A 19596-nucleotide genomic window follows, 5' to 3' on the forward strand; every position below is an offset into this window, starting at 1 on the left:
GATGTCATTCGATAAGCCGCCCTCGTCATAGTTGGGGCGGCTTTTCTTATATAGGCCATAACCCGATTCCACCTGAATGAAAACAGGTATGGATCGGGTTATTTTTGTTTATGCGTACGCCGGTATTCTCTTGGCGTGACGCCGGTATGCTTGCGGAACATTTTATTGAAGAAGCTGACATCGTTGAAGCCGGTTTCGAGCGCGATATCCAGCACCTTGGTGTCCGTATCGAGCAGAAGCGCGGAGGCGTGGCGGATCTGCACCTCGTGCTTGTAGTCCATGAGACTCTGTCCGGTGGCTTCCTTGAATTTGGCGGTGAATGAGGAGACGCTCATCCCGCAAATCCGGCTCAGCTGGATTAGGGTCAGGGGCTGACGGTAATTCAGCTCGACAAAATTGCGGATCGACAGGATCCGCTCCCGGTCGCTGAGTGTATGGCGCTCTGTGCTCCGGTTCTCTTGATGATAGCGGCTGAGCCAGACCAGACATTCGATCCAGCGTGTCTTGATAATGAGCTGGGAGCCGTCGCGCTCCTGCTCATATTCCTCGTAGATAGTCTGCAGATGGCCCTGGAACTGCAGCTTCTGCGCAGCCTGCAGCGGATGGTAAGGGATAAACGACTGGCTTTTCCGCAGGAAGGGCATCAGATAGAAAAAATCGATAAAGGCGGGAATTTCCTGAAGCGCCTCGAGCTCCTTTTGCAGGAAAGCCGTATCGAACAACACATTATAGACAAGGGTATCTTCGTCGGCCGATCCCAGATAACTGTGGTATACATTCGGCTCCAGAATGAACACATCCCCCGTGGCCAGCCGGTATTGATGACCGGACATTTCGTGAAAGGCGCTCCCCTCAACAACAAACACCAGTTCGACGAAATCATGCGTGTGGGAAGGAATCGGCTCATTCCTGCGAATGACGGCGCGGTCGATATAGAACGGAAAACGGCTGTCCTTGAAATAATTGCTGCCTGTATAGGTTGTCATGTCCTCTTGTCCCCTTTTTGGCAGATCGACCTGGTTTTGTCGCTCATCCTCCAAGATTATGGTTCTATAATAGCTTAAATTAAGAGTAAGACAAATAACTTTCGAAGCAAAGGGAGACGAGCGCATGTTAAAAAAGAAAATCAAGCTGACGGAAGATCAAATTAAATTTTACCGGGACAATGGTTTCGTTCAGGTTGACAATATGCTGTCCCGTAAAGAGCTGAATGAGCTGCGCGAGCATCTGAACGAGGCGATGGGCCAAAAGACGGGAAATTCGGTGCAGACGGCTCAGAAGGAAGGGGCTTATTTCAAAGTCTTGAATCAGCGTGTGAACACCTGGCGCGATCATGGCGGCATGGCCCGGTTCGTGCTCTCGGAGCGTTTTGCCGACGCTGCCAAGCAGCTTACAGGCGCAAGCGGCATTCGGCTGTTCCATGACCATGCCCTGTTCAAAATGCCTCAGGATTCCAAACCGACTCCCTGGCATCAGGATGCCCCATACTGGCCCATGAATGAGCAGACCGGCATGTCGATTTGGATTGCGCTTGACGATGTGGATGAAAATAACGGCTGTATGATGTTCGTTCCGAAGTCGCAAAAAATCAAGAACCTCAAGCATGTGGACCTGGTTTCGCCGCATGATATTTTCGAAGACTCGGGCGCGTCGGAAGTGGACCGCAACACGGCGGCTATCGTCCGGATGAAAGCAGGCAGCTGCACCTTTCATAACGGCCTCACCTTCCATTATGCCCATGCGAATCAAACGGATCAGCCGCGCCGCGCTCTGGCCATTATCTATATGGAAGATGGAACAACCTACAGCGGCGCCCGCCATGTCTGCACGGACGGACAATCACTGGAGCCGGGAGACCCGCTGCGGGGAGGATTATTTCCGAAGCTTGCGTAAGCGTTCTCTTTCTCCGAAAATATAAATGCCCTGTTCGTTCCGAGGAACGATTACGGGCTTTTTTTCGTTGATAATGCTGTAGATTTAAGACCTTTCCCGGTTGTTCGTAACGGGAATGAAAGCGCTAATCTTATATATTCAGAAGTAGTTTTATATTTCCACGCCGGAGGAATTGGTCTATACTAGGGGCAAATCCATTAAGGCAGGTGTAAACGTATACATGACTACAAAAAAACTTAGATGGGGTATTCTTGGAACAGCCGGAATCGCGAAACGTTCGGTCATTCCCGGGATCCAGCAATCGCAGACCGGCGAAGCGGCGGCTATTGCCAGCCGCAACCTGGAGAAATCCCGGGAAACAGCAGCGCAGCTTAATATTCCGACTGCCTACGGCAGCTATGAAGATCTATTATCGGATGGCAGCATTGACGCCATTTATATACCGCTTCCGAATCATCTCCATATGGAATGGTCCATTCGGGCGATGGAAGCAGGCAAGCACGTACTCTGCGAGAAACCGATTGCGCTGAATGCCGAAGAAGCGCAGAGAATGGCAGACACAGCAAGCCGGACAGGCGTGCATCTGGCCGAAGCCTTCATGTACCGCCATCATCCGCGTTATGAACGGCTCAAAGAAATTATCGGCTCCGGAGAAATAGGCGACGTCCGCGGCATTCATGCTGCATTTACCTTCAATAATGCCGGGGACAAGGGCAATGTCCGCTACCGCAGGGAATGGGGAGGCGGATCGCTTTACGATATCGGCTGCTATCCCATCAGCGTGGCGCGTCTGATTCTGGGAGCGGAACCGGAAGCCGCAACTGTGCATGCCTTGATTTCACCCGAGCACGATGAAGTCGATATGATGGCTTCCGGTCTCCTGGAGTTCCCCGGCAGTGTAGCGCTGACGTTTAGCAGCGGCATGTGGGCCGCTTTCCGGAATCCTCTTGAAATTCTGGGATCAGACGGCTGGATTGAAGTGCCGGGGGCCTTTGTGGGGGATCAGCACTTCATCGTTCATACGAAGGACGGAGTGCGCGAAGAGAAGCCGCAGGAGCTGAATGCGTTCGCGCTGGAAATCGACGATTTTGCCCGCACCGTATGGGGCGAGCAGACGGCCCGGTTCACACCGGATGATGCGGTTGCCAATATGAAAGTGCTGGATGCCTGCCTGAAATCGGCCTATTCGCGCGAGCGCGTGCTAATTTAATATTAATTCATCTTAATAAATTTTAATAAATCATGTATAATAGAGGAGGATGTTTACCAGATGAAAAAAATCGACCTGCCCGGACTTAAGCAAGGCGTGACCCAGTTGATCATGGGATCGGATTATTTTGCACCGGATGTTTATGAGCTTGTCAGCACGAATCTTGATGCGTTTACTGCAATTGGCGGCAACACGATTGACACGGCTTATGGCTACTCCGGAGGCAAGAGCGAGCAGGCTATTGGCATGTGGGTGGAGGAGCGCGGCAACCGCGACCAGATCAATATCTGGACGAAGGGCGCGCATCCGAACAAGGATGGCCCGCGGGTGAACAAAGCAGCGATTCATGAAGAGCTGATGATCAGCCTGGAGCGTCTGCGCACGGATTATGTCGACCTGTATGCGCTTCACCGCGATGATCCGAACATTCCTGTCGGGCACATTATTGAGGCGTTGAACGAGCATGTGGAAGCGGGACGGATCCTGGCGTTCGGCGGGTCCAACTGGACGACGGCCAGACTGGATGAAGCGAACCGTTATGCGGCTGAACACGGCCTGCGGGGCTTCGAATTCAGCAGTCCGAACCTCAGTCTGGCCAAAGCGCAGGAAGCATATTGGAAGGATTGCATCAGCGTTGACGAAGAAATGCTGGCCTGGCATGAACGCGGCGGAATGCCGCTGTTCTCCTGGTCCTCGCAAGCCAGAGGCTTCTTCACGGGCCGATTTACGCCGGAGGATCGTTCTGACGCCGACCTGGTGCGCGTATTTTATAATGATGACAACTGGAAACGTTACTACCGTGCCGAAGAGCTTGGAAGGAAGAAAGGCTTCTCTACGATTCAAATCGCGCTTGCCTACGTGCTGAATCAATCATTTGCGACGGGCGCCATCGTGGGTCCGCGAAATGAAGCAGAGCTGAAATCCTGTTTGGAGGCAACGACTATCTCTCTGACACTGGAGGAAGTGAAGTGGCTGGATCTGAGAACGAATTAATCGAGCTTTGGCCCGGAGGCGCTCCACGCGCCGAGGGAAGCACGGAAGAAGACCGTCCGGCGCTTACCACCTATCTGGTGGAAGGCAAGGGAAGCGGCGCAGTTATTGTGGTTCCGGGCGGCGGATATGGCATGCGGGCCAATCATGAAGGTGAACCGATCGCTTTGTGGCTTAACTCCATTGGCATTTCGGCTTTCGTTCTGCGTTACCGCGTAGCGCCTTACCGTTACCCAAGCGCACTCACGGATATACAGCGCGCTGTCCGTTATGTCAGGCATCGTGCTTCCGGATGGGGAATTGATACGGGCAAGATCGGCGTACTCGGTTTCTCGGCCGGGGGACATCTCACGGCAACGGCCGGAACCCTGTTCGACCGGGGAGAAGCCGATGCGGATGATCCGGTGGACCGGCAGTCCAGCAGACCGGATCTGCTCGTCCTGTGTTATCCGGTTATCACGATGCAGCCGCCGTATTCCAACGAAGGTTCGAAGAAAAATTTGCTCGGTTCCGAGCCGGAAGAGCATCTGGTCCAATTGATGAGCATGGAGCAGCAAGTGACGGAGGATACGCCGCCAACCTTCCTGTGGCATACCTCCGATGACGCCGGTGTTCCCGTGGAAAACTCGCTGATGTTCGCTTCGGCTCTCAGCCGCGCCGGTGTACCGTTTGATCTGCATGTGTATGAGCATGGACGTCATGGTCTGGGACTTGCCGAGGAAGATAAGCACGTCGCCTCATGGACCTCCGTGTGCGAGCTGTGGCTCAAGCGATACGAATTTCATAAATAAAGCTAGCATCCCCTTTCCTTAAAGCCAACCGGATGAATACATCCGGAAGCTTTCAGGTTGGGGATTTTCTGCCTGCATGCAAAAAGGCAAATGGGTTTTTCAGCTTGACTAGAGAGCGCTCTGCAGCGCAAGCATTAAACGTTTTACTCGGCATTCAGTATGGTTAATAGGAATGTACGTCTTTTCGGGGGTGTGATTTTCTTTTGAAGCCGCAACGGTTGCTGTTTAACTATATTCGGACGAATTGGGGTTTGTATGCAATTGCCGTCGCCTCTATCATGACAGGAAACATTATTCAGTCGTTTTATCCCAAAATCATCGGGAATTTCACGGATCAGCTGAAGCTTGGAGATATTACCCGTACTGCTATTATCGATTACAGCTTGCTGCTGCTGGGTGTCGGGTTAAGCTTTGGCCTGCTGGCGGGCATTGGACAATATATGATTATGCGGCTTGGGCGCCGCTTTGAATTCTATACCCGGAACCGCTTGTTCGTTCATTTCATGACGCTCAGCGAAAGCTATTATTCCAAGCACGGAGTCGGCAAATGGCTGAGCTACGTCATCAACGATGTGACGGCCGTTCGGGAATCGATCTCCATGGGGATCAATCAGACAACGAATGCGACGATGCTCATTATTTCAGCCATTTTTATGATGCTGATCAGTGACATTCCGTATTATCTGATTCTCGCCTGTGTGCTTCCCCTGCTCATTATTCCCTGGATTGTGACCCGTTTCGGTCCCGTCATCCGGGGCCGCTCGCTCAAGGTTCAGGAGTCCCTTGGCAAAATGACCGAGTCGGCGGAGGAGCAGTTCGGCGGGATCCGCGTGACGAAGAAATTTGCGGTGGAGCCGATTATGATCGGCCGTTTCGCTCAGACGGTAGACAATATCCGCGATAATCAGCTGCATCTTGTACGGGTATCCTCGCTGTTTCAGGCGCTTATTCCGTTTCTGGGCGCGCTGTCGTTTATTGTGACGATCATGTACGGCGGGTACTTGACGATTAACAACACGATTTCACTGGGGAGCTTCGTCGCATTGACGCTGTACATCCGGATGATGGTGAACCCGCTGCAGCAAATCGGCAACGTGATCAATACGATGCAGCGCTCGAGGGCATCCTTGACGCGCATCAATGATCTGCTTTCCGTAGAATCGGAGATCCAGGATGCAATCGATGCGAAGTCAGCGGATTTGAGGCATACGGGAGTCGCAATCCGTCATCTCTCCTACACTTATCCGGGGGCATCCAAAGAAACGCTGCATGACATCGACCTTAAGGTGGAGCCGGGCAAGACGCTGGGCATTATCGGGAAGACGGGGAGCGGCAAGACGACACTGATGAAGCTGCTTCTGCGGGTCTACGATTCGCCGGAGGGTACGATTCTCTTTGACGACATGGATATTCACGAACTGACGATTGAGAGCCTGCGCAGCCAGATTGCTTATGTACCGCAGGACGGGTTCCTGTTCAGTACGACCATTCGCGATAATATCGCGTTCTTCCGCCGGGAATCCGGCTTTGAGCATGTCGAGAAGGCAGCCAAGCAAGCCCAGATCTATGACAGCATCGCAGCGTTTCCCGACAAGTTCGAGACCAAGCTGGGGGAACGGGGCATCACGCTGTCCGGGGGTCAGCGGCAGCGCACGAGCCTGGCCCGGGGAATTATCAAAAATGCGCCGCTGCTCATACTGGACGACAGCGTAAGCGCGGTGGATGCGGTGACGGAGACGAGTATTGTAAACTCCATCCGCAAGGAACGCAAAAGCAAAACGACCATCCTGATTGCGCACCGGATCAGTGCGATCAAGCATGCGGATGAAATCGTCGTGCTGAGCGAAGGACGGATTGTCCAGCGGGGTACGCACCAGGAATTATTGAAGCAGCAGGGCCTGTACGCTGAGCTGTATACCATTCAGGAGGAGGGAAGCCGGCATGTCGACCATATCCGTTAAGCAGGAGCGGCAGAAAGCATCCCCCCGGGATGAAGCTAAAAATGAGCAAAAAGGAAAAACGGGCTTCCGCGCCTTGTATGCCTATGTGAAACCGCATCGTCTTGCTTTTTCCCTGATGTTTATATGCACGCTGCTGGCGATTGCGGCTGATCTGTTTCAGCCTTATTTAATGAAGATTGCCATTGATGACCATTTGATGGTCGGCAAAACCGATTACGGAACATTAGTCATGATCGGCGGCATTTATTTTGCCCTGTCCATCGGCGGCCTGGTATTTACTTATTTGCAGAATAATCTGCTGCAGTTTGCCGGCCAAAGCATCGTCGCCCGCATTCGCAAGGAGCTGTTCGAGCATATTTCCAGGCTGTCCATCCCGTTCTTCGACCGTACACCGGCGGGGAGCCTGATCACCCATGTGTCGAGCGACACGGAAACCTTGAATCAATTCTTCACCCAGGTCGTGCTGAGCGTTTTCCGCGATGGCCTGACCTTGATCTTCATATTGGTGCTGATGTACCAGCTGGATGTCGAGCTTACGCTGTACTGCATGATTTTGCTGCCGATTATCGCTTTCATCGCCATAGCGTTCCGCTCTTATATGCGCAAGACATACCAGCTGTCCAGAACGCAGCTTTCCAGACTGGTTGCCTTTGTGGCGGAGAATCTGGCCGGTATGGGCATCATCCAGGCATTTCACCAGGAGAAGGAGCAGGGCAAACAGTTTACCGGCCGCAACGAGTCGTACCTGAAAGCGAATTTGCGGGAAATCCGCACCAATGTTCTGTTTAACCGGTCCTTCGATATTTTGGGCAATATCTCGATTGCCTTCGTTACGTGGCTCGGCGGAATGGCTGTCTTTGATCATAAAATCGAGTTCGGCGTGCTGTATGCGTTTATTACGTATATCCGCCAGTTCTTTCAACCGATCAACGCGATAACGCAGCAGTGGAATACGCTGCAATCCACATCGGTTGCCGTCAACCGGATCTGGACGATTTTCTCCATTTCCCCTGAAGTCAAAGACAGCAAAAGAGTAACCGATGTAAGCCTGGCGGATGTCAAAGGCCGCATCGATTTCAACCGGATCACCTTCGGCTACAAGCAGGACACACCTGTTATCCGCGACCTGGATCTTCATATCACGCCAGGCGAAATGATCGGAATCGTCGGAACGACGGGTGCCGGTAAAAGTACGCTGATCAGCCTGCTCTGCCGGTTTTATGACACGCAAGAGGGCAGTGTGCTGATCGACGGAACGGATATCCGGGACATTCCCCAGGAGAAGCTTCACCGGATCGTCGGACTTGTCCAGCAGGAGCCGTATCTGTATTCCGGAAGCATCGTCGATAATGTGCGCATGTTTGACGAAACGATTTCCCGGGAAGAGGTTATCGAGGCCTGCAAGTTTGTTGGTGCGGAGCAGCTGATTTCCGAGAAAAAAGAAGGCTACGACACGCGGCTGTCGGAGCGGGGAAGCGGGCTTTCCGCAGGGGAGCGGCAGCTGATCTCGTTCGCGCGCATCATTGTGTTCAAGCCGAAGGTGCTGATTCTGGATGAAGCGACGGCGAATCTGGATTCTCAGACCGAGCAGCTGATCCAATCCGCTCTGGAGGCTGTGTCCGAGGGACGCACCACGCTGGTTATCGCGCATCGGCTCTCCACCATCATGCATGCGGACCGGATTCTGGTTATGCGCGATGGCGAGGTTGTGGAGGAAGGCACCCACGAGCAGCTGCTCAGCCGTAAAGGATATTACGAGGAGCTGTACCTGCATTCGCAGGGGAAACAGATTACGGCATAGCGGGCGGATTACGCGCCGCCAAAAGAATGGCGACAGCCGTTTCTTCTTGCGGGACTGGGAACCACAAAAGGCAGCCTTCTCCACAGGCTGCCTTTATGGTACTCTTATTGATATATAATGAAGTAATAATTGGCCTGGCATTCATTATTCATATTAAAGGAGCGATTAATTACACATGAGCGAAGCAGCTGCATACAAGGGTGAATATCAAGGCGAGAAAGCAGTATGGCTGAAGAGCGGAAGCTATGAAGCGGCAATCCTGCCGGAAATCGGCGGGAATCTGATTGCTTTTCGCGATACAGCAAACGGTTACAACTTCCTTCACGAGCCTACAGCGGACGAGATGGAATCGTTTAAGGCAAGGCCGATTATCCATGGCATTCCGGTGCTGTTTCCGCCGAACAGGTTCGAAGACGGCAAGTTCCCTTGGAATGGCAAGACCTATACCTTCCCTGTGAATGAAGAGAAGACCGGCAATCATCTGCATGGCTTCGTACATAGCGAGACCTGGGATGTGGAGGAGTTCGGGCAAACCGGACAAGAGAGCTTCGTTACCGTAGCGCTCAAGGTAGATGAGCAGCATGCGGTGTACAAATTCCTGCCTCATCTGTTTACCATCAAGCTCAAGTATACGCTCAGCTCTGCCGGCTTATCGCAGCATATCCTGATCCGCAATGACGGAGCGGATGTGATGCCATGCCTGTTCGCCTTCCATACGGCAGTAAATGCCCCATTCGCGGCTGGAAGCTCGGCGGCCGATTACCGGGTGAAGCTGACGATCGGAAGCCGCTGGGAAATGAGCGAGCGGATGCTGCCTACGGGTGAATTTCTGCCGCTGACTGCGGAGGAAGAGCAGCTCAAGGGCGAAGGCGTTTATCCATTCTTCACGGAATTGGACAATCACTACACGGCGGTGCCGCAGAACGGGCGCAACCGGATGGAGCTCACCGATACCAAGCTTGGCCGCACCTTGGTCTATGATGTGGGAACCTCTTATAAGCAGTGGATGATCTGGAACAACTTCGCGACCGAAGGCTTCTTCTGTCCGGAGCCGCAGATTAATCTGGTCAATGCGCCGAATGTCGATCTTCCCGCGGACGAAATCGGTTTGTTCAGTCTGGCTCCGGGCGAGATCTGGGAGGAAACCGGAAGACTATATCTGAAGTAGTTAGAAGTTGATATATGTAATGTGGAAAAATCCGCTTATTCAGCAGGCAGACGGGCATCAAGCCGCCGTTGGTCCCGCTGCGATAAGCGGTTTTTTTGATATATAAGCAAGTATAAAATTCCATCATACTTTGCTTATATTTCTGTGGGAAGAAACTTGCCGCGCCGCCAAAGGACGGCGACAGCCGTTTCTTCTTGATATATCGGCAAGTATAAGAATTCCTCGATGCTTTGCTTCTATTTCTGAGCGAAGAATCCTACTTGCCCGTCAAAGGACGGCGAAGCCGGTTTTCTTCACTTAATCCTGTTTATTAACTATTGACCTTAAGTTAAGCAAGGTGTATGATTCTAAAAATTAACTAAAAATAGATGAGGAGTGGGAAGAGAGTGGCTTTCTATTATACTGAACCGTCCCGGACGTTCAATGAGTTCTTGTTAATCCCCAATTTGACGACAAAGGACTGCACGCCGGCCAATGTCGAGCTGAAGACGCCAATCACCAAATTCAATAAAGGCGAACAACCTGATATTTCTCTCAACATACCGTTCTCATCCGCGGTCATGCAGTCGGTTTCGGATCATAATATGGCGATTGCATTGGCGCGCTGCGGCGGTATTTCCTTTATCTTTGGTTCCCAATCCGTTGAAGATCAGGCAGCCATGGTACGAAAAGTCAAGGAATACAAGGCGGGCTTCGTGGTCAGCCGCTCAAACCTGACACCCGAGCACACGCTCAAGGATGTGCTGGAACTGAAGGAGAAAACCGGTCATTCGACCGTAGCGATCACCGGCGACGGTACACCAAACGGAAAGCTGCTTGGCATCGTGACCAGCAGAGATTACCGGATAAGCCGCGATACATTGGACAAGCGCATCAAGGATTTCATGACGCCCTTCTCGTCGCTTATTTACGGCAAGTCCAGCTTAACCTTGCCTGAAGCCAATGATTTGATCTGGGAGCATAAACTGAACTGTCTGCCCATCGTGGATGAGCAGCAGAATCTGTGCTACCTCGTGTTCCGCAAGGATTACGATGCGCATAAAGGCAATCCGCTGGAGCTGCTCGATGGCAACAAAAGCTATATCGTCGGGGCAGGCATCAATTCGAAGGATTATGAAGAAAGGGTGCCGGCACTGGTCGCTGCGGGAGTCGATATTCTCGTTATTGACGCTTCGGACGGGTACAGCGAATGGCAGCGCGATACGCTGCAATACGTCAAATCCAACTTCAATGTCAAGATCGGCGCAGGGAATGTCGTTGACCGTGAAGGCTTCCTCTATCTGGTGGAATCCGGCGCGGACTTTGTTAAAGTCGGGATCGGCGGCGGCGCCATCTGCATTACCCGCGAACAAAAAGGGATCGGACGCGGTCAGGCATCGGCGCTGATCGAGGTCGCGGAAGCAAGAGAAGAGTACTATAAGGAAACGGGCATCTACGTGCCGATCTGTTCCGACGGCGGGATTGTACACGATTATCACATCACGCTTGCGCTGGCCATGGGCGCAGATTTTGTCATGATGGGCAGATATTTTGCCCGGTTTGACGAGAGCCCGACCAAGAAGCTTATGATCGGCAACAACTTTGTGAAAGAGTTCTGGGGAGAAGGCTCCAATCGCGCGCGGAACTGGCAGCGGTACGATACCGGAGGCAAGCAGGGCCTAGTATTCGAAGAAGGCGTTGATTCCTACGTGCCATACGCCGGAGGTCTGCAGGAAAACCTGGACAAGACGATCAGCAAGATCAAATCGACCATGTCCAACTGCGGTACGAAGTCGATCGCAGAGATGCAGCAAAATGCCAGAATCACGCTCGTATCGGCAACCAGTCTGGTCGAGGGCGGCGCGCATGATGTTATTATGAAGGAAAGCAGCTTGTCGGGGGAATAAGGAATAAGAAGCAATAGCATAATAGGAATAAGAGCCGGTTTCTTCTGCCATTGGACAGGGGGAACCGGCTTTATTGCGTCTGTCAGCTCATGTGCCTGGGTCAGCTGCGGGAGAGCAGGGTTGAGGTGCCGGCGCTGTGAAGAGCGGCTCTTTTTTTCCGTATATCGGAGGGGGTGCCGTCCTTGAACTTCCTGAACACGCGGCCGAAATAGGTCATATTGGAAAACCCGACCCTGTCGGCAATTTCGGTTATGGAAGCATCAGTCTCCAGCAGCAGACGCTCGGCCTCCTGGATCCGCAGCAGATGAATATATTCAATAAGAGTCTTGCCCGTCATTTGCTTGAAAACATTGCAAAAGTAATTCGGGCTGAGGTTGACCATCCGGGCAGCTTCCTGGACACTGATCGGTTCATGGTAGCGCTCGCGCAGCGTCTGGAGCAGCCCGGAGAAGTCCGGCGTATTCGGAAGGCGCGGAGATTTTAACGTTTCGAACTGCTGCGCATAACGAAAATACTGCCCGAAAATCCGCAGCAGCTCGGCTTTGACCAGGAGCTCGTAGCCAGGCTGCTTGCCTTTGAATTCGCCCACCAATCTGGAGAAAGACTCATTGATGCCCTCCATAAGCGGTTCCGTTCTGCGGATAATTCCCGGCCACTTCAGATGCTGGTTCAAATAGGGCTGAAAATAATGATGCTCGGTAATATCCAGACCGCTCCCCCGCACCAAAGCTTCATTAAAAACAATGCAGATCAGCTCGGTATCCGGATCCAGAACAACAGCGCTGTGCAGCTGCCTGGAGTTGACGAATGCCAGCTCCCCCTGCTGGAGCGTTTCGAAGTCGGCGTCGATCTGGATGCGGGCTTTGCCTTCCTTGACAAAAATCCACTCGATATGGTCATGCCAATGCAGACCGATTCCTCTCACGAAAAAAACATTGATGGGAAACGTCTGATCGGGAATCCAGGTATGTTCCTTGTGAGGGCTGACGGTCATAAACGGGTCTCTCCTCTGCGGGATGAAAATTAGGCTCATACAATTTTCTTATTATAATCGCTATTTACGAAAATGTCGACGCTGTCATTTCCATAAATATCGTAAGATCGTATGATTGAAACGCAATTTCATTCATAGCTTGCTCTCCTCTCATTAGGTAAGATAAGGGAAGATCATATTTGTAAAACCTTAGGAGGGTACAATGAAACAAATTCGAATCGGTACGCTTGTCGGCGGTGGCGACGCGGTGCGCGTTCTGCCCCAAATTATTCCCCATGGCTTTGAATCCTTCTCGCTGACCTTCTGGCAATCCACCAAGGATGCGGATCTGATGGAGCTGTCGAAGCGCGTTAAAGAAATAACGGCGGAGCATGATATCGTCATCTCAAGCTTGGGCATATTCGGGAATCCGCTCACCGGAGCGGGCGATAATGCAGATACATTAGCGAGCTGGGAGAGACTGATCGATCATGCCGAAGCGTTCGGTACCAATCTGGTGGCCGGCTTTACCGGACGGATGCCGGGCTCGATCGATGAATCGCTGCCGCGCTTCGGCGAGGTGTTCGGCGAATTATCGCGCCGTGCCGAGGCCAAGGGCGTGAAGCTTGCTTTTGAAAACTGCGATATGGGCGGGACGTGGAAAAGCGGCGACTGGAATATTGCGCATAATCCAACGGCCTGGGAGATGATGTTCAATGCCGTGCCGGCAGCCAACATCGGCCTGCAGTGGGAGCCAACCCACCAGATGGTCAGCTTGATCGATCCCATTCCGCAGCTGCGCAAATGGGTGGATAAAATCTTCAACGTGCATGGCAAGGATGCCACCATTGCCTGGGATATCGTTCGCGAATACGGCATTCATGGACCGAAGGAATTCGTCTGGCACCGTACGCCGGGCTTTGGCGATACGAACTGGACGGATATTATTACGATCCTGCGCCAGGCGGGCTATGAGGGAAGCATCGATATCGAAGGCTGGCATGATCCGGTTTACCGGGGCGAGCTGGAGATGACGGGGCAGGTGCACGGCCTTAATTATTTGAAAAAATGCCGCGGCGGAGATTTTATTCCTAATCCTGAGTAACCTGCACGCTTTCGTGGATCGACTGTGCGGATTGACCTATCGTTACTCCACCCTTGAAAGTCTCACGGGAGAGCGCGCGCAAGGGAGCTGGCCTAATTGCGATATGGAAAATGATCATACTTTTACAATGAGAGGGTGCTTTTGATTGGCACAACATAAAATTGTCGTAGCAGGCTGCGGCGGCATGTCCAATACATGGCTGGATTACGCAGCGCAGCGGGAGAACGCCGAGATTGTCGGTCTGGTGGATATTTTCGAGGAGAGCGCCAGGAAAATGGCGGAGAAACGCGGGCTTAACGTTCCGACCTTCACTGATCTGTCCCAGGCGCTGGCGGCAACGGGAGCCAATCTCGTCTTTGATGTGACCATCCCGGCCAGCCATAAACAGATTGTCACAACCGCGATGGAAGCGGGCTGCAACGTGCTTGGCGAGAAGCCGATGGCAGAGTCGTATGCCGATGCCGAAGAAATCGTACGCATCAGCGGGCAAACCGGCAAGCGCTATGCCGTTATGCAGAACCGCCGCTACCTGAAGCAAATCCGCTCGTTCCGCGATTTGGTGGGGTCGGGCGATATTGGACAAGTCGGCTCCATTCATGCCGATTTCTTCCTGGGGCCGCATTTCGGAGGCTTCCGTGACGCGATGGACAGCCCGCTTGTTATTGATATGGCGATCCATACCTTCGATCAGGCCCGCTTCATCATCGGCGCCGACCCGGTATCGGTCTACTGCCATGAATATAACCCTCCGGGCTCCTGGTACACAGGGAACGCTTCGGCGATTTGCATTTTCGAGATGAGCGACGGTTCCGTATTCAGCTATCGCGGTTCATGGTGCGCCCAGGGCCTCGGCACCTCCTGGGAATCGGAGTGGAGAGTAACCGGCAGCAGCGGTACGGCGAAATGGGATGGGGCCAATTTGCCGGTTGCAGCGGCTGTCGACACCAGTAAAGGACCGGAATTTTTCTTGCCGATGAAGCAGATCGAAGCGGCTGTCACCTATGAAGGACGCGAAGGACACTGGGGCTGCCTGGATGAAATGTTCAATGCCCTGGAGCAGGGCCGCCCGGCAGAGACCGATTGCCTGGATAACATCAAGAGCGTGGCGATGGTATTCGGCGCGGTTGAGAGTGCAAGGACGGGGAAGAAAGTACAGCTGTAGGCTGGATGGACAGGATTTATTTGCTTGAAGGGGCTGCCCGATTGCCATGTGAATGGCGTGGCGGCTCTTTTTTTATGGCAGCTGGCGATCTCGACAGTTATAAGTATCACTGTACTAATGATACTGGCATATCCCATCCAGAGAATGTTATGATATTGAGGATTAGGTATACAGGCAGATACATAGACACAGCAAAAATTATGAGCGTTGAAGAATGAACGTATGACGTATTTAAAAGGAGTGAATGGAGTGTTCCGTTATTATTGTATAGCTGTCGGTGTTATTATCGTGGACCATGTGGTCAAATGGCTTGTATCCATGTATATGACAATCGGACAGCAAATAACCGTTATACCCGGAGTTTTTGGACTCGCCTCGATACGAAACAAGGGAGCTGCATTCAGCATACTGGAAGGCCAACTGGGATTTTTCATAGCGGTAACCTCCTTGGTTATTATCGGAATCATGATCTATTTGCACAGGGTATACCGGGAGAATCAGTTTCTATCTTATGGATTAGCCCTCGTTCTAGGCGGTGCGTTGGGTAATTATATCGATCGTGTCTTTAAGGGAGAAGTCGTGGATATGCTTCAGGTTCATTTTTTTAATTTCCCTATTTTTAATGTTGCTGATTCCTTGCTGTGCATAGGAGTCGCTATGATTGCGATTGATTCTTTGAGAGCCTCGCGAAAGGATAGAACGGGTATAGTTACTTCGGAATCTTAAGCGAATTGCTGAAGTTGGGTAATCCACAGATTATCGTGATGTAAACGAAGCCGGGCAATCCAGATTAAAATTGAAATGCAAAAGAAAAGGGGCTTCCGGATAAAATCCGGGAGCCCCTTTTTTAGTAGGGAAAAATGAAACCGACCGCTGTCATCGCAGATTCGGGATTTCGACCTCAGGCGAAACATCCGCTTCGTAATCAACCGCGTCCGCTTGAAAGCCGAACAGCTGGAAGAACTCCTTCCGGTATCCTTCGAGATCCGACAGCTCATAAATATTATCGGTAGTCAGCTCTTCCCAGATCCTCGCAACCTCCGCCTGCACATCATTGCGCATTTCCCAGTCGTCGATGCGAATGCGTCCAACCTCATCCAGTTCCATTCCGTTCGAAGTATAAAGTCTGTCCGCGAACAAGCGGTAGGCCTGCTCAATCGTGCCTTCGTGCAGCCCTTTTTCCTTCATCACCTTGTACAAGGCAGAGATATACAGAGGAACTACTGGTATAGCCGAGCTGGATTGGGTTACCAGTGCCTTGCATACGGATACGTAAGCATGTCCGCCCCGTTCGCCGAGCTGCTTGTTGAGGCGGTGACCCGTTGCTTCCAGATCGTCCTTGGCCCGGCCGATAGTGCCTTCCCGGTAGACTGCCTGCGTCAGTTCAGGGCCGATGTAGGAATAAGCGACCGTCGTTGCGCCGTCGGCAAGAGCGCCCGCATCCAGCAGCGCATCAATCCAGAGCTGCCAATCTTCGCCGCCCATAACGGCAACGGTGTTATCGATATCTTCGTCGGTTGCAGGATCAATGGTGATGGAGCTTACCGTGCCATTGTGGAAATTAACCGTTTTGTTCGTGTAGGGCCTGCCGATCGGTTTCAAGGTGGAATTGAACACCTCACCGGTTTTCGGATGAATCCGTCTGGCCGATGCTACGCTGTAGACCACCAGGTCGACTTGACCCAGCTCCGTGCGGATCACGTCGACGGTTTTGGCTTTGGTCTCATCGGCAAAGGCGTCGCCGGTGACGCTGAAGGACTTGAGGCCGGCTTCCTGCGCGGCCTTCTCGAAGGCTGCCGAGTTGTACCAGCCGGCAGTAGCCGTGCGGTTGTCGGTGGCTGCGCCTTGACGGTAAACACCGACCGTATTGGCTCCACCGCCGAAAGCGGCAACGATGCGGGAGGACAAGCCGTATCCGGTCGAAGCGCCAATGACCAGCACATTTTTGAAGCCGCTCACCGCAGGCTGGGCTTTGACATAATTGATCTGCTGCCTCACCTGACTCGCACAGCCCACCGGATGAGCCGTTGTACAAATAAATCCCCGTGTTCTCGGTTTAATAATCATTATGTAAATTCCTTTCTTCGATCAGAGTGGATAGTGCATGGGGCGTTAAAAGATGTAAGAGATCATCTTTTATATTTTAATGATTTTTTGGGGAAATGGGAAGCGGGGAATGGGAATACCGATGTAGCAATATTGCACTTTATTTTTCTTAGCTAGTAGAGGAGGGAAAATAGAACGTTCTGACTTGATCTATAATAAAACAAACGATTTCGACAAAAAAAGATATATTGGACATTAATTTGACATGTAAAGATTCACCAAAAAAATTTCTATTTGAAATCAAAACAGATAACGTTATAGCCATGTTGAAAGAAGATCAAGTAACCGTTAAACAATCACTACTATAACGACTACTATAACATTATGTCCTTCACACACAAAGTAATATAAATACCCCTGAATCTCACACAGATGACTCCGAGGACATTTCTTTGTTATATTAGGGCTAGATGGTACTTCTGCAATTAACATTGGGCAAAATCATAACATGTTTTATGATGAATTTATAATCGATGCATAATTATCTTCAGTATGAGGAAGATGTACCGTTGATGAAAGGTTATAGTACATTACATCTTCAGAATTATTCCTAAAGGGTAGGAGGAGTCAACAAATGTTTAATTTTAAGACTAGTAAGAAGTCTCTTAAGTTCTGCAATGAAATTGTTGAATGTATGCAAGCCAATTTGGAATATCTATAGAGGAAGCTGTTGGTAGAATAAATCGGATATGGGGTGGACTTGAACTCACTTCAGAATACGATATGATCTATCATGAGACTGTTGAATTTTGGGCAATCGACATTTATTACGGTCACGATTCTAGATGGTGGGCAAGAGAAAATGACCCTTCTCTCCGATCATTACCATTCCCTTAATTCTAAGGCAAGTTGAAATGAAGTAGAAAAATTTCACAAAACCGAATGGAACAAAAAATATTCCACATGTTGATACTAAGAATGCGGCTCATACTGGATTTGATTTCGTACTCTTGGAAGTTTCATGATCGGTATAAAGGTATTGATTTACTTGAGACAATCAATGTTAATCGATAATTAATTGTATCTGATTAAGATACCTGAATCCTCTTATCAATAAATAATAATAGACCAGGAGGAACAACCGACTGCTGGAAAAGCCGATCAACAAACAAGCCCCAAGAACCATCCACAATGGTTCTTGGGGCTTCCTTATTCCCACCCTAATCATTGCTGTCCATCACCAGAACCCCTGGCTTCGCGGTCGAGTCCCTAATGACCAGCTTGGGCGGGAAGAACAGCTTCTGGGTATGCTGCTCGGGATTCTCCATGACGGAGATGAGCAGCTTGGCGGCCTCCTGGCCGAGCACATTTTCTTCCTGGCTGATGAAGGTCGGCCTGACGCTGTGGAATTCGGAGAGCTCGAAGTCGTCGAAGAAAATAAGGGATAAGTCCTGCGGAATGCGGATGCCCATCTCGGAAGCGAGCTTGATGACCTGCAGGCCAATGCCCGGATTGATCGCGAAAATGGCCGTTATTTCAGGATTCCGGTCCAGGAATGACCTGATTTTCTTGATAATCGGTATTGGCTCGCCGAGCTCGATGTCGACATACCGGTAACGGTGGTCGATGGGGATATTGTGCTCCGCCAGTGCTCTCTCGTAGCCGGTCAAGCGGTCCTCAACGCTGCTCGTGCCGGCAATGGTCGTGGATAGAAAGCCGATATTGCGGTGGCCAAGACAGATCAGATGGTTGACGCCGTCCTGGGCCCCCTTGATATTATCCGGGCACACGCAGTTCGTGTCGATTCCCCGCAAATATCGATCCATTACGACAAGCGGGAACGAATCCAGGGTAAGCTGCAAAATTTCCCGATTATACGACTCGCCGTCGACAGGATACACGATCATGCCGGCTACATCGCGTTCAACCATCTCCCGGATGATGCGTTCTTCCTTCTCGACGGAATTCTCCGTATTGCAAAGCAGCAGGGAATATCCCGCCCGCGAGAGGATATGCTCGGCACCATTCAGTAACAGCGCGTTATGCTGGTTGTTGATGAAAGGAAGCAGCAGCGCCACTGATCTCTTCTCCGGAAAGCGGACAGCCACCCTATCCGCAGCGGCTTCTGCGTCCGGCTCGGATACGAACGTGCCCTTCCCCTGCACCCGGTAAATGACACCCTGCTCGACCAGATCGGACATCGCCTTCTTGACGGTGATCCGGCTTACGGAGAACTGCTTGGTCAGTTCATTCTCCGACGGAAGCCTGTCATGGGTCTTCCAATGCCCCTCCTGAATCTCCGATAACAGATGCTGCTTGATCTGCTCGTAGAGCGATAAATGTTGAACGGTTTTCTCCATTTTGTAACCTCATGTCATATTTTGCTTGTTATATATCATCTTATAGTTTGATATATAATTTGTAAAGGTTGCCAGAGTACAAGGTGATTAGACTGCGTAAATAGTTAGAAAATTGAGAAAATGATACGAAATGGAACATAGAGGGCGATATTGCCTCGATTTTAAGCAAAAATGGACCCTAAACCATCATTTACAACGAGTTACTTGTAATGATATCATCCATACCAAGATCATAAATAACCGTCAAATA

15 protein-coding genes are annotated in these 19596 nt (G+C 51.3%); 11 read left to right on the forward strand and 4 right to left on the reverse strand.

Annotated elements, in window-relative coordinates; genetic code table 11:
* Positions 1 to 98 precede the first annotated feature (98 nt).
* Positions 99 to 986, reverse strand: a complete 888-nt coding sequence (locus tag AC0YOB_RS09900; protein ID WP_210037365.1) for an AraC family transcriptional regulator — start codon at positions 984 to 986, stop codon at positions 99 to 101.
* A gap of 124 nt (positions 987 to 1110) precedes the next feature.
* On the opposite strand from AC0YOB_RS09900, the gene AC0YOB_RS09905 reads away from it, so the two are divergent.
* The 8 genes from AC0YOB_RS09905 (at position 1111) to AC0YOB_RS09940 (ending at position 11700) form a co-directional block, all read left to right on the forward strand.
* A complete protein-coding gene (locus tag AC0YOB_RS09905; RefSeq protein ID WP_475792700.1) occupies positions 1111 to 1893 on the forward strand; it encodes a phytanoyl-CoA dioxygenase family protein in 783 nt (260 codons plus the stop codon).
* 220 nt (positions 1894 to 2113) lie between these two features.
* Positions 2114 to 3103 (forward strand): Gfo/Idh/MocA family protein, encoded by a 990-nt coding sequence (locus AC0YOB_RS09910; RefSeq protein ID WP_475792701.1) that lies wholly within the window; start codon positions 2114 to 2116, stop codon positions 3101 to 3103.
* Between the two features lie 60 nt (positions 3104 to 3163).
* Positions 3164 to 4096, forward strand: coding sequence for an aldo/keto reductase (locus tag AC0YOB_RS09915; protein WP_475769303.1), 933 nt, complete (start codon positions 3164 to 3166; stop codon positions 4094 to 4096).
* The gene (locus AC0YOB_RS09920) at positions 4072 to 4884 is read left to right on the forward strand and encodes an alpha/beta hydrolase (RefSeq protein ID WP_475792702.1); all 813 of its coding nucleotides are present in this window, start codon (positions 4072 to 4074) and stop codon (positions 4882 to 4884) included. Before AC0YOB_RS09915 ends, AC0YOB_RS09920 begins: the two co-directional genes overlap by 25 nt.
* 203 nt (positions 4885 to 5087) lie before the next feature.
* Positions 5088 to 6845: an ABC transporter ATP-binding protein gene (locus AC0YOB_RS09925; protein ID WP_210037369.1), complete on the forward strand. Its 1758-nt coding sequence runs from the start codon at positions 5088 to 5090 to the stop codon at positions 6843 to 6845.
* Positions 6826 to 8646: an ABC transporter ATP-binding protein gene (locus tag AC0YOB_RS09930; protein ID WP_475792703.1), complete on the forward strand. Its 1821-nt coding sequence runs from the start codon at positions 6826 to 6828 to the stop codon at positions 8644 to 8646. Before AC0YOB_RS09925 ends, AC0YOB_RS09930 begins: the two co-directional genes overlap by 20 nt.
* Before the next feature lie 175 nt (positions 8647 to 8821).
* A complete protein-coding gene (locus tag AC0YOB_RS09935) occupies positions 8822 to 9814 on the forward strand; it encodes an aldose epimerase family protein (protein WP_475792704.1) in 993 nt (330 codons plus the stop codon).
* A gap of 386 nt (positions 9815 to 10200) precedes the next feature.
* Positions 10201 to 11700, forward strand: a complete 1500-nt coding sequence (locus tag AC0YOB_RS09940; protein WP_475792705.1) for an IMP dehydrogenase — start codon at positions 10201 to 10203, stop codon at positions 11698 to 11700.
* A gap of 100 nt (positions 11701 to 11800) precedes the next feature.
* Here AC0YOB_RS09940 and AC0YOB_RS09945 read toward each other — a convergent pair whose 3' ends face one another.
* On the reverse strand, positions 11801 to 12694 hold the full coding sequence (locus tag AC0YOB_RS09945) for an AraC family transcriptional regulator (protein ID WP_475792706.1): 894 nt from the start codon (positions 12692 to 12694) through the stop codon (positions 11801 to 11803).
* A gap of 202 nt (positions 12695 to 12896) precedes the next feature.
* On the opposite strand from AC0YOB_RS09945, the gene AC0YOB_RS09950 reads away from it, so the two are divergent.
* The 3 genes from AC0YOB_RS09950 (at position 12897) to lspA (ending at position 15666) form a co-directional block, all read left to right on the forward strand.
* Positions 12897 to 13778, forward strand: a complete 882-nt coding sequence (locus AC0YOB_RS09950) for a sugar phosphate isomerase/epimerase family protein (protein ID WP_475792707.1) — start codon at positions 12897 to 12899, stop codon at positions 13776 to 13778.
* Positions 13779 to 13923: 145 nt separating this feature from the next.
* On the forward strand, positions 13924 to 14940 hold the full coding sequence (locus AC0YOB_RS09955) for a Gfo/Idh/MocA family protein (protein WP_475792708.1): 1017 nt from the start codon (positions 13924 to 13926) through the stop codon (positions 14938 to 14940).
* Positions 14941 to 15189: 249 nt separating this feature from the next.
* Entirely contained in the window at positions 15190 to 15666 is a 477-nt protein-coding gene (gene lspA / locus AC0YOB_RS09960) for a signal peptidase II (protein ID WP_475792709.1), read from the forward strand.
* Positions 15667 to 15816: 150 nt separating this feature from the next.
* On the opposite strand, the gene fabV is transcribed toward lspA, so the two are convergent.
* Together fabV and AC0YOB_RS09970 are read right to left on the reverse strand one after the other, a co-directional pair.
* Entirely contained in the window at positions 15817 to 17007 is a 1191-nt protein-coding gene (fabV, locus tag AC0YOB_RS09965) for an enoyl-ACP reductase FabV (protein WP_475792710.1), read from the reverse strand.
* A 1199-nt stretch (positions 17008 to 18206) separates the two neighbouring features.
* The gene (locus tag AC0YOB_RS09970) at positions 18207 to 19346 is read right to left on the reverse strand and encodes a GntR family transcriptional regulator (protein WP_475792711.1); all 1140 of its coding nucleotides are present in this window, start codon (positions 19344 to 19346) and stop codon (positions 18207 to 18209) included.
* Positions 19347 to 19596: the final 250 nt, after the last annotated feature.

This window comes from Paenibacillus sp. JT31N17 (assembly GCF_056269255.1).

What these genes read in the sequence shown, in the direction of transcription:
- AC0YOB_RS09935 (WP_475792704.1), top strand. Translation starts at nt 8,822, where the DNA reads ATGAGCGAAGCAGCTGCATACAAGGGTGAATATCAAGGCGAGAAAGCA.
- AC0YOB_RS09905 (WP_475792700.1), top strand. Translation starts at nt 1,111, where the DNA reads ATGTTAAAAAAGAAAATCAAGCTGACGGAAGATCAAATTAAATTTTAC.
- AC0YOB_RS09930 (WP_475792703.1), top strand. Translation starts at nt 6,826, where the DNA reads ATGTCGACCATATCCGTTAAGCAGGAGCGGCAGAAAGCATCCCCCCGG.
- fabV (WP_475792710.1), bottom strand. Translation starts at nt 17,007, where the DNA reads ATGATTATTAAACCGAGAACACGGGGATTTATTTGTACAACGGCTCAT.
- AC0YOB_RS09945 (WP_475792706.1), bottom strand. Translation starts at nt 12,694, where the DNA reads ATGACCGTCAGCCCTCACAAGGAACATACCTGGATTCCCGATCAGACG.
- AC0YOB_RS09915 (WP_475769303.1), top strand. Translation starts at nt 3,164, where the DNA reads ATGAAAAAAATCGACCTGCCCGGACTTAAGCAAGGCGTGACCCAGTTG.
- AC0YOB_RS09950 (WP_475792707.1), top strand. Translation starts at nt 12,897, where the DNA reads ATGAAACAAATTCGAATCGGTACGCTTGTCGGCGGTGGCGACGCGGTG.
- AC0YOB_RS09900 (WP_210037365.1), bottom strand. Translation starts at nt 986, where the DNA reads ATGACAACCTATACAGGCAGCAATTATTTCAAGGACAGCCGTTTTCCG.
- AC0YOB_RS09970 (WP_475792711.1), bottom strand. Translation starts at nt 19,346, where the DNA reads ATGGAGAAAACCGTTCAACATTTATCGCTCTACGAGCAGATCAAGCAG.
- AC0YOB_RS09910 (WP_475792701.1), top strand. Translation starts at nt 2,114, where the DNA reads ATGACTACAAAAAAACTTAGATGGGGTATTCTTGGAACAGCCGGAATC.